Genomic DNA, 10,532 nt, shown 5'->3' on the forward strand with positions numbered 1-10,532 from the left:
ATGTTATTTATGAATATTTGATATTTTTTAAGTTTACTTTTATTTTTAATTAACATAATATTTAATATGTATCTAAATTTAATATAATTTATGAGCCTAAGTAAAACTTAGATGATAGTTAAAATATCATTTTAAATTCACTTAAAACTCATTAAAATTATAGATTCCAAAGCTATAATATATTAAATTTAGCAGTACTTCCTTCTGTGCTAGGTATTATTTCAAGTCTTGCATCAATTCTTTCTTTAAGTTCAGGAACATGAGATATTATACCTACAAGTCTTCCCGTACTTTGTAAATCTACAAGACACTGTATAGCATTTTCTAAAGATTCAGGATCTAAAGTACCAAAGCCTTCATCAATAAACATTGTATCTAGACTTATACCTCCAGAATAGCATTGAACTACATCTGATAAACCTAATGCTAACGATAATGATGCTTTAAAACCTTCTCCACCTGACAGCGTTTTTACATGTCTATATTTTCCTGTATAATTGTCATATACTTGAAGTTCAAGTCCACTTTGAGTTAGCCCTTTACCTTTTTGCTTAATTCTATCAAGTTCATATCTATTTTCACTCATTTTTGCAAATCTTATATTGGCCGCTTCTATAATATTATCAAAAAAGAAAGCAAGTACATATCTCTCAAAAGTCATCCTTTCGCTATTATTACCTTTTGCAGCTTCTGACAAATCTCCAACTATGCTATACTCTTTTTCTTTATCCTTAATTTGTTTATTTAATTCTTTTATACGTAAAAATGCATTATTATTTATTTCTATCTTTGCATAAAGCTCTACCTTTTGGTTATCCAATAATTCTCTTTCTTTCTTTATAATTTCATAATCATTGTCAAGAGCATTTACATTAACTAAACTTTTACCTTCTATATCCTTCAGTATTTTTATATATCTATCCTTTATAGACTTTAATTTCTCACTAAAATCATTTATATGCTTGTTTAATTCCTCTTGTTCCCTTTCCATAAGCTTTGATTCCTTATAGTCATGTAAATCCTTAAAACCTCTTTTAGTTATTTCTTCATGTAATTTGTTTTGTGATTCCTCTAAAGAAACTTCTTCTTCTTTTAAAGATTTTATTATTCCTTCTTTTTCTATAATGAGTTTTTCGTACTTAAGTCTTAAATTATTAAATTTTTCTTGTGACTGTTTTAATGCTTTTTCCATAGTAAGCTGCTTGTATTCCATTTCTGTTATAGCATTTATTAAATTTTTTTCTCCACGAAAATTTTTAGGTATTTCTTGTTGTATTTGTTTTAATATACCTTTTTCTCTCTCAACTACACTTAAATTCGATTGATATTTATTATTTAATTCATCCACATTTCTTTCTAATTTCAATTGTAACTCTCTTTTTTCATTTAAAATTTTTAACAAATTATCACGATTATTTTTTTCTTTCTCCAATCTTTGTACTTCTATGCTTAACATTTTTCTGTTTTGTTCAAAATAGAAAAGTTTTTCTTTTATAAAGTTTGTTAATTCATCTTTTACAAGTATGAGTATATCATCTTCTATTAAAGATTGAAGTTCCTCTTTCAACCTATTTACAATACTGTTTTGAGATCTACCTTTAACATCTGCTTCCATGAAGCTTTCATTACTACTTTGAAATTTTTTTAATGCTTCCTCTGAATAATTTTTCTTTATTTTTAGCTCAGCTTCTGTAGGAACACCTTTTTCAAGCAATCCTAATTTAGGATGATGAATTGATCCACAAACAGGACATGGTATTCCATCTTTTAAATTTTTTGCTAAAAACCCTGCTTGACCTTCTCTAAAAAGTCGTTCTAATTCTTTAAAATTAAACTCTGCTGCCTCTGACATTTTTTTATCTTCTATAGCCCTGTTTCTATACTTTAAATAATCCTCTCTAATTTTCACAAGTTTTTTATTTTCTAAATCCAAAGTATGCAATTTACTATATGTCTCATTAACTTTTTCAAGCTGTGCATTTAATTTTATAAATTCTTCTGAGGACTTTCTAGCAATTTCCAATTCATCATTAGTGTTATCTATATCTTTTTTTAACTTTTCTATTTCTTGTTTTTTTAAAATTTTATCTTGTTCTACTAACTTTAAATTCTTATCTAAAATCTTCAAACTTTCTGTTTTCTTTTCAAAATCTTTAACTTTACTTATGTGTCCTTTTAGTATAGCAGTATCTTCTAAAAGTTTTTTTCTTTCCTCTTCCTTGGAACTTTGAAATTTAAAATTTTCCTCTGCATTCTTTAAATTTTCTGCATCTAAATTTATAGCCTTTTGCTTTTCAAAAAGTTCTAATTTTTTAGACTCCAATCTTTTTGTCTTTTCAATACAATTTTCTTCTATACCTGTTATTTCAGCAGCTTTTCTAGCCTTTAAAAGTATAGTTTTCTTTTCTTCTATGTTACTTTCTTTATCTTCTAAAAACTTTTTCTCAATTTCTATGTCATCTTTTTCTTTAAACTTTTTGTTATTTTCATTAGCTTCTAAAATTTCTTTTTGTTTTTCTTCTAAAAGCTTTTCCTTTTTACTTATAGACTTCTCAATAATATCTTTTCTTTTATTATCAATTTCAATATACAGTTTTAATTTATCTATAATAGAAGGTACATTTTTATTCTCACTTTCCACTAATTCAAATAATGATGTATCATCATTACATTGCACAGTACCTATAATTTCATTTTGCTTATGATCTAGTTCATTAACACTTCTCCTAATTTTTCCGGCCATTTCATTAAGCTTTATCTCCACTAATTTATATGCTTCTGTTCCAAAAATTTTCTGAAGTATTTTTTCTCTCTCTTTACTTTCAGAAGTTAAAAGCTTTCTAAATTCTCCCTGAGGTATCATCATAATTTGTTTAAATTGTTCATAATTTATTCCCATAATTTCATTTACATATTCATTTACATTACTTACCCCTGAAATCACATTAATATCACCATTACTTTTAAATATCTTCATTTCAGCATCTGTTTTCTGTTCTGTTAAGCCTTCTCCTCTAGACTTCTTCTTTTCCTGTTTTGGTATTCTTTTTATATAATAATCTCCTCCTCTAAGGTTAAACTCTAATTCTACAGATGTTAATGTGTCAATATCTGCAAATTGACTTCTTAAACTCTCTGAATCCCTATCTTCCCCACTGGCTTCTCCATATATAGCATAACTTATACCATCGAAAATTGTAGTTTTACCTGCTCCTGTCGGTCCTGTTATTAAAAATATATTTCTTCCATTTAGATTTGTAAAATCTATTTCTTGTTTCTTAGCATAAGGACCAAAAGCCGTCATAGTCAATTTTAAAGGTCTCATTTTATTACCTCCCTTCTTTCTTCTCTACACTTTTTAATACTTTTAATAAAACATCTTTTTTTTCCTCAGTAAACTCTCTTCCTATTACATTTGTATAGAATTCATTAAAAAGCTCTAACATTGTTTTATTATTATAATCTTCCTGTAAGGACGTTCTTCCATTTTCTATTTTTCTATTAAAAGAGTTTCTTGTAAGCTTAAGCACATTAGGATAAACCGTTCTAAGTTTACTCATAGGTTCTATGATTTCACATTCATCAGTTAAATCTACATAAATATAATCATTAACATTTGTATCTTTATAAACATCAGGATTTAATAGATCTTCCATTTTTCCTTTTATAACCCTCATATCCTTATTAGGAGTAAGACTCCTAAGTTCTATACTTACCTCCCCATTTTTATCTAAATTAACTATAGTAATAGATTTTTTTTGTTTGAATTCTGAAAAAGAATATTTAAGTAATGAACCAGAATACCTAACCTTATCGCATCCTACCTTTTGAGCACCATGTAAATGTCCTAATGCAGTATAATTAAAAGCATTAAAATTTTCTATATCTATAAATTCTGTTCCACCTATAGAAAGTGGTCTTTCAGATTCACAAGTATCTCTTTCACCTCCACCTATTACAAAGCCATGGGCTATCAAAACATTTCTTTTACTTTCATTCATATTTTCTTTTATAGAATCTATTATACTTTTTATAGCTTCATTATGATTATGTATATCTTCATCTTCCATTACATGTCTCACTTCTGCTGGATCTGCATAAGGAATTGGATAAAAATTAACTTCTCCATATTGATCTTTTATAACTATTGGTCTAATATTTTTTCCTAACCTTCCACAAATATATAAACCTTTATTTTTCAAAATTTGGCTAGCAAACCCTACTCTATCTCCACTGTCATGATTACCTGCAATGGCAATTATAGGTGTATTTAAATTAACAAGTATTTTGGTAAAAACTCTATCTAAAAGATCTACTGCCACAACTGGAGGAACTGATCTATCATACAAATCTCCTGCAATAACTACAACATCTGGTTTTTCTTCTTCAATTAATTTTATAAACTCTTTTAAGATATAATCTTGATCTTCAATCATTTGCACCTGATGTACCATTTTACCTATATGCCAATCACCTGTATGAATTATCTTCATTGAAAACCCTCACCTTCATATGTTATATATCCTATTTTAACACTATACACAATGGTCTCATCTATATAAGAGAGTAAATTCATTATTTTTTTGCAACTAATATTTTATCACGAAAATAATTATAGCCACAAGATAATTTGAAAATATCCTGCAGCTATGATTTCTTTTATTTTTTACCTTTAAAAATTAAGTCATTTACTTTTTTTTAAATCCTGTATTTGAACAAATCACTTTGTTAATTTGACAACTGCAATCCTTAATTGTCAATCTTTAGGCAAAATTCGTAATATAAAATTTATATGTTAAATATGAATAAACTTCAACTTAGAATATATAAAAAAACCGCACTCTTCTATTCATTAAATTTTTAGAAGAGTACGATTTTTAAAATTTTATTATTTTTTCTAAATATAAATCATAGCATTAAGTTTCTCAAAAGAAGTTGATACAAAGATAAAATTTCCTTCTATCCATTCTTCTAAAGATTTCACTTTTAATTGTGATGATGTGATATCTTCAATACATAGTGCTTCTTCATGTTCCATATACAATACAGCTGGATCATATGTATTTTCTATATAATCAAAAAGTAATACATCTCCATTTGAATTTGATGCAAAAGGAATGATTCTTTTTGTATCAAATATTCTATCGCTAAATGCTCTAGTAAAATTTATAAATTCTTCTTCTAATAATCTCTGAAAATTAAAATTAATTATACCGTATCCAGGAATATCTAACTCATAATCTATACTTTCTGGATACATTTTCTCATTTTTAGCTATTATTTCTTTGTATGAATCTGGAAATTTTACTTGAAAATACCTTTCAATTTTTTCTATGTTTTCAGTGTTATACAGTAATTCTTTTTTGCTCATAATCTATTCCCCCATATCTAAGATTTTCTAAACGTTATCATTTTTAACTTATCCATCAAAAAATAAAAGATTGTGAAAAACACTTAACCACATCTACCTTAATCACCATTAAAATACAATTTAACAATAGTATTGGCTATATAGGAATCTTATACCATATATTTCGGCGATTTTAGCAAATACTGTATAACATTTTTTATTGTAACTTAATTTATTTCATAACCATCTTTAGTTTTCTTCTGATAAAGCCCTATCCAATCAGGTATTTCCCCTTTGTTTTTTAACAATTCTATAGCCACATCTCCCACTACAGCTAAATCTTCTGCATTAAAATAATACTGTATATTCCTGTCAAAAAGTATATTTGAGCAAGCTTCTAATTCATCATCACCCTGCCATACTATAAATGTTATGTATACATTATTTATAAATTCAAATCTACAAGCTGCATCTCCTTTTTTTATAAATTTACCACCTATACACATAGTGTCCTCTTCTAATGCTTTTAAATCGTTACCAAAAATCTTAGCTATCTTTAATATAGTCCTATTATAAAAATTTTTATAGTAAACTAACCCACCTGGTATTTCTTTATATGTTATGTCTTGATTAAAAGTAGGCACATTTTTTGAATTTACAAGGTATCTTAAAATTAAAGTTTTTATAGTATATGCTTTTATTTCCTTCTGTATTTTCATATCATATACAGTTCCATAAGGATGCTCTACACTATAATTTCTTCCCATAATCTTTACTTTAAAATAGTGTTCATCTTTATTATAATAAATTCCTGATTGATCAGATATTTGAAGTGGATCTTCTCTTGCAAATATACTTTGTATGTATTCATAAGGAACTCTTCCTTGTATGTCATCTTTCAATTCAATATTATTCATATTATTCTATAGAGAATTTACTTACAGTAATTTTGTAAATTCTCTAATATTCACCTCCTTTTATAATTTATACACATATTATTTACAAAGTTTATCATGTTTTCTATAATACTTCAACACATAACTAGTAGCATAAATTTTAAAATTTTTTATATTATTATCTAATGAATTTTTGACAAAAATAATTTATTTCTACTATTTAACTTTTTCTCAAATAATATAAGCATCAATATTGCATCAACTCCCCACTGTATGACTGTAACCCACCATACATAAATTACGGAAAGTTTTAAAAAATGTATAAAATAAAATATTAAAGGTAATCTTATAATCCAACTAGTCATTAAAGAAACTATAAGAGGTGTTTTAGCATCACCTGCACCTTTTAATGCACTAGAAAACACTGTTGATATTGCTATAGACGGCTGCTCAAAAGCTCCTATGAAAAGACATAAAGATGCTAAATATATAATTTTCTTTTCCCCTTCATCTATAAATAAATTTACCAATATTCCTGGCATCACTAAAAATACTGCTGAAAAAAATCCCATCATTAGTACTGCACTTACTGCACATACATATGTATACTCCCTTGCTTTTTTATAATTTTTTTCTCCTACTTTAATTCCTACTAGAGTAGTTGCAGCTACTCCAAATCCCATACCTGGCATAAAAGAAATAGATTCAATAGTATTGGCAATTTGATTAGATGCAAAGGCAATATTTCCTGAATGCATAATAATAAATGTACAAAGTAACCTACTTAATCCAAATGCAGCATCCTCCATTGAAGATGGTATAGAAAGTAATAAAATATTTTTTATTTTTGATACTTTTAAACAAAAAATATATCTAAGTTTTATTTTTACATAGGATTCTTTAATAAAATAAATTAATACAACAATAAAACCAGCAGCTTGAGAACATATAGAAGCTATTGCTGAACCCATTATACCTAACTCTGGAACAATTATTCCAAATATCAATATTGCATCTAGAAGTAACTTTACTATAGTAATAAAAGCTGCTATTAAAAATGGAGTATAGGTATTTCCATATCCTCTTAATATAGAATTTATGACATTAGTCATCATATTAAAAAATATAGCTATAACAGTCATTTTGGTAAATGCATTACTTAAATCCAATACATTCCCTTTTGCACCAGCAAAAAATAATATATTTCTACTAAACTTAAATAGTATGTAACATAGAAAAACAGAACATATTACCCCTAAGAAAAAACCTATGGATGCATATTCCTGAGCTGAAGATTTCTCCTTTGCACCTATGCTTCTTGAAACAAAAGAAGTTATTCCTACAGAAATACCCACTACTATAAAAATATTTACACAAGTATTCAATATTTCATTGCTTATTCCCACAGCACTTACAGCAGTGCTTCCTCCATATTTGCCAATCATCATGGTATCAAATATGGACATAAATGTGTAAAGAGTACTTTCACCTACTGCTGGAAGTGATATATCTAAAACTTCCTTAATGGTATTTTTATTTAACATGGTTAACCACCTTTTTATAATTTCTTAATTTCCTTCCACATTTTTAAATATATTAGCAACTTGTTGTTTTTAATATAAAATTTATTTGAAATTATAAATTTTTGAAGTAGTTATATATAAACCATGGAAAAAATATAAATGATTATATAATATACTTAACTTCTTTGTTGTTAAATAATTCTTCTATTTCTTTCATAAAAAATTCCTTTATTTCATCTAAACTTTCCTTGGGATATACATATTTTCCATATCCAAATTGTCCATATTTAAATTTACGTTCTTCATCATTCATGGGTAATTCATTTTTAGGAAACACTTGAATTATTATATTTTTGGCTGTTGTAGTGTATCTATGGGATATAACTTCGAAGGTTATTGGAAATTTCAAATCATTTGGAAGCCTTTTTCTTAATTGCAGCAATAAATCATGGTATTCCTCTTTCCAATTATCATAAATAAATACAGGTGCAATTAAAAATCCAACAGGATATCCAGCCTCTATAGCTTTTATACTTGCTTCTATTCTTTTATCACGAGAAGCTGTAAAATGTTCATATTTATTTATGACTGAAGATGTATTAATGCTAAATCGTATTTCTGTATGTTCATTATGCTTTAAATCAAGTAATGAATCTATATCATTATATTTGGTTACAAATCTAAATCTAGCATTTTTCCTTTCTCCAAAAAATGCTATTGATTTCTCTAAAGAATAACTATAAGGTTCTACAGCTACAGGATCAGATGTAGCGGCCCCCTCAAATATAGTTATATCTGGTAACCTTTCGTCTATATATTTTTGTGCTTGATTTAGTATATTATCTATATTTACATGAATTTTTACAAAGGGTTTATCACCTAATTTAGTATTTAAATAACAATACTCACATTGCCCCATACATCCTGATATTAATGGTAGCTGATAATGAGCTGAGGGTTTGCAAGATTGAAATTTTAAGCTCTTTTTAACTCCAACAACTAAAGTCTTCTTACCTTCCCTATAGTAAGAAAACAAATCATCACCTGGAATATGCTGTTTTATTTTATTAGAAGTTAGCTTTATAATTTCAATATCATCATTATTTTTAAACCTATTAAGAATATTTTTAGCCATGCTATATTCTAAAGAACCTTTTTCAAATATAATTCTTTTTGGTACAAACATATTCTCACCTCTACCTAAATTTACTTTAAATTATCATAAATAATATCTCCAATATATTTATAACCCTTATCGCTTGAATGTGCAGTATTTGTTCCACTAGATCCTGAATAATCATTAATTGCCATTCCAAATAATCCTGATTTTTGTGCAGTAGCGTAATCCTTGAAATAAGCCTGATAGATATCTATAAGTCCTATATTATAAGTATTGGCTATTTCATATAATGCTGTTATATAAGCAGACCAGTTTGTTGTCCATAAATCTGTAGGTTTTTGATTTGCTATTATACATACATTGCTTCCCCTTTCCTGCCAATAGGTTACTAAATCTATCATACTTGCTTTATATTTTTCAACAGGAACATGATTTCCTGCATCATTAATACCAAAAGATAAAAGCACTAAATCTGGCTCTTTTGAAGTATTCCAAATTTTTTTGGTTAAGTCTGTAGTAAAATAATTTGCTTGTTTACTTGAAATTGCTATCTTATCTATCTCTATACCAGTTTTACTTGACGAAGCAATTGCACCTTCTATAAAAATACTTGATGTTGTATTTGGTGTTATTTTCAATTTATGAATACCTTCTGATAATCCATAATAAGAAGCTCTGTGTGAAAAATTTGTTTCTTCACTTAAACAATTTATGGTATCTACTTTTTTATCATCAATTGTTATAAGAGCTGTTCCTCCATTATTTCTCTTAGAATATAGTAAATCTAACTCTGTTCCAGTAAAAGTTAAGATTGCAGCTGAACTACTTTTGTTAGATGTTCCATAGCATCCACCAAAACCTCCTACATTAGACATAAAAGTATTAGAGGCCCCTAGCACACTCCATCCTTTTCCTAAGGTCCATCTTGGTTTGGTACCAGAAGGCAGAGCACCTTCATAAATATTAATAAACCCTTCTCCAGCATTCCCAAATTGTTTTTGTAATGATGATTTCAGTATACCAACCCAAGACTTATTTACCTCATCACTGGAATATTCTCCTCTCATACTGGACTCGCCTATACAATATATTCTTATCTTTTGTGTACTTGTATTTTTTAGTTTACTTTTATATTTTAATAAACCCTTATCCATATTGTATCCATATTTTTTATAAGGTGATTCTTCTTCAATTACTTTAGTATTTTGTTTTAATTTTTTTGATAAATTAGTTTTTATTCTTATGTTTATAAAAATGGTTATAAAAAATATAAATACAATTGAAATAATAATTAGTAATGATTTTTTCAAATTCAGCCCACCTTATGAATTCCAATGAATTTGTTTTACACATTTTTTTAAGTTTCTAAGCCTTTATACACTTTAATATGTCTAAAAGCTTTAATTTAAATGCATAGCAATAATAAATTGTAAAATAAAAAACTACTTAGCACGCATACTAAGTAGTTTTTTTATTTTACAATTTATTTTACAAAATCTATTCCCTTTTGAATAGCATTTTTATTTGACTCAAAGAACTTTTCTTTTCCATGTGCCTTTAGTGAATCTAATAAAGCTTCTATGGAAACTATTCCTGTTTCCTTTACTAGTGCTCCCAAAAGTATCATGTTTGCTATTTTTTTA

General features: G+C 27.0%; 8 protein-coding genes. All 8 read right to left on the reverse strand.

The features are described from left to right. Positions 1–172 precede the first annotated feature (172 nt). Positions 173–3,325, reverse strand: coding sequence for an AAA family ATPase (locus tag EG57_RS0207175; RefSeq protein ID WP_032076553.1), 3,153 nt, complete (start codon positions 3,323–3,325; stop codon positions 173–175). Positions 3,326–3,329: 4 nt separating this feature from the next. Then, positions 3,330–4,493 (reverse strand): exonuclease SbcCD subunit D, encoded by a 1,164-nt coding sequence (locus tag EG57_RS0207180; protein ID WP_032076554.1) that lies wholly within the window; start codon positions 4,491–4,493, stop codon positions 3,330–3,332. 404 nt (positions 4,494–4,897) lie between these two features. Beyond that, positions 4,898–5,371, reverse strand: coding sequence for an SMI1/KNR4 family protein (locus EG57_RS0207185; RefSeq protein WP_032076555.1), 474 nt, complete (start codon positions 5,369–5,371; stop codon positions 4,898–4,900). Between the two features lie 206 nt (positions 5,372–5,577). Continuing rightward, positions 5,578–6,267 carry a DUF3786 domain-containing protein gene (locus tag EG57_RS0207190; protein ID WP_032076556.1) on the reverse strand — a complete coding sequence of 230 codons (690 nt, stop codon included), beginning with the start codon at positions 6,265–6,267 and terminating at the stop codon, positions 5,578–5,580. 161 nt (positions 6,268–6,428) lie between these two features. Further along, positions 6,429–7,790: an MATE family efflux transporter gene (locus EG57_RS0207195; protein WP_032076557.1), complete on the reverse strand. Its 1,362-nt coding sequence runs from the start codon at positions 7,788–7,790 to the stop codon at positions 6,429–6,431. A gap of 142 nt (positions 7,791–7,932) precedes the next feature. Next, the gene (gene splB / locus EG57_RS0207200; RefSeq protein WP_032076558.1) at positions 7,933–8,955 is read right to left on the reverse strand and encodes a spore photoproduct lyase; all 1,023 of its coding nucleotides are present in this window, start codon (positions 8,953–8,955) and stop codon (positions 7,933–7,935) included. A gap of 20 nt (positions 8,956–8,975) precedes the next feature. Further along, positions 8,976–10,199: an SGNH/GDSL hydrolase family protein gene (locus EG57_RS0207205; protein WP_032076559.1), complete on the reverse strand. Its 1,224-nt coding sequence runs from the start codon at positions 10,197–10,199 to the stop codon at positions 8,976–8,978. A 173-nt stretch (positions 10,200–10,372) separates the two neighbouring features. Continuing rightward, positions 10,373–10,516 (reverse strand): 2-oxoacid:acceptor oxidoreductase family protein, encoded by a 144-nt coding sequence (locus EG57_RS25725; RefSeq protein ID WP_242859823.1) that lies wholly within the window; start codon positions 10,514–10,516, stop codon positions 10,373–10,375. Positions 10,517–10,532: the final 16 nt, after the last annotated feature.

Origin of the sequence: Clostridium drakei (assembly GCF_000633595.2) — a bacterium.
GTDB classification, from domain to species: Bacteria; Bacillota; Clostridia; order Clostridiales; family Clostridiaceae; genus Clostridium_AM; species Clostridium_AM drakei.